The 1,177-nt window shown below is 46.6% G+C and carries 1 protein-coding gene; it reads right to left on the bottom strand.

Annotated features, from left to right (window positions below):
* Positions 1-1,177: elongation factor Tu (gene tuf / locus ACED60_RS25685; RefSeq protein WP_017079846.1), on the bottom strand; the 1,177-nt coding region annotated here is incomplete at both ends.

Consider the following 1,177-nt stretch of genomic DNA (forward strand, 5'->3'; position numbering starts at 1 on the left):
AAGATTTTAGCTACAACACCAGCACCAACTGTACGGCCACCTTCGCGGATTGCGAAACGTAGACCTTCGTCCATTGCGATTGGAGCGATTAGCTCAACAGTCATTTGAACGTTGTCACCTGGCATTACCATTTCTACGCCTTCTGGTAGAGTGATGTCGCCTGTTACGTCAGTTGTACGGAAGTAGAACTGTGGACGGTAACCCTTGAAGAAAGGAGTGTGACGGCCGCCTTCGTCTTTAGAAAGTACGTATACTTCAGACTCAAACTTAGTGTGTGGGTTGATTGAACCTTTAGCAGAAAGTACTTGGCCACGTTCAACGTCATCACGCTTAGTACCACGTAGAAGTGCACCAACGTTCTCACCTGCACGACCTTCGTCAAGCAGTTTACGGAACATTTCAACACCAGTACAAGTAGTAAGAGTAGTCTCTTTGATACCAACGATTTCTACTTCGTCACCTACACGTAGGATACCGCGCTCGATACGACCAGTAACTACAGTACCACGACCTTGGATTGAGAATACATCTTCAATAGGAAGTAGGAACGGTAGATCAACAGCACGCTCTGGAAGTGGAATGTAAGAATCTAGTGCTTCTGCAAGCTCAACGATCTTGTCTTCCCACTGCTTTTCGCCGTTTAGAGCGCCAAGTGCAGAACCTTGAATTACTGGTAGGTCGTCTCCTGGGTACTCGTACTCAGAAAGAAGTTCACGAACTTCCATTTCTACTAGCTCAAGTAGCTCTTCGTCATCAACCATGTCACATTTGTTCATGAATACGATGATGTAAGGGATACCAACTTGACGACCAAGTAGGATGTGCTCACGAGTTTGTGGCATAGGGCCATCTGTAGCAGCAACAACTAGGATACCGCCGTCCATTTGAGCAGCACCAGTGATCATGTTTTTAACATAATCGGCGTGTCCAGGACAGTCTACGTGTGCGTAGTGACGTTCAGGAGTATCGTACTCAACGTGAGAAGTTGCGATTGTGATACCGCGCTCGCGCTCTTCTGGAGCGTTATCGATAGATGCGAAATCTTTAGCAACACCGCCGTACACTTTTGCAAGTGTAGTACAGATAGCAGCAGTTAGAGTTGTTTTACCGTGGTCAACGTGGCCGATAGTACCAACGTTTACGTGCGGTTTCGTACGTTCAAATTTTTCTTTAGACA

Origin of the sequence: Vibrio sp. 1F279 (assembly GCF_041439815.1) — a bacterium.
Classification (GTDB): domain Bacteria; phylum Pseudomonadota; class Gammaproteobacteria; order Enterobacterales; family Vibrionaceae; genus Vibrio; species Vibrio tasmaniensis_A.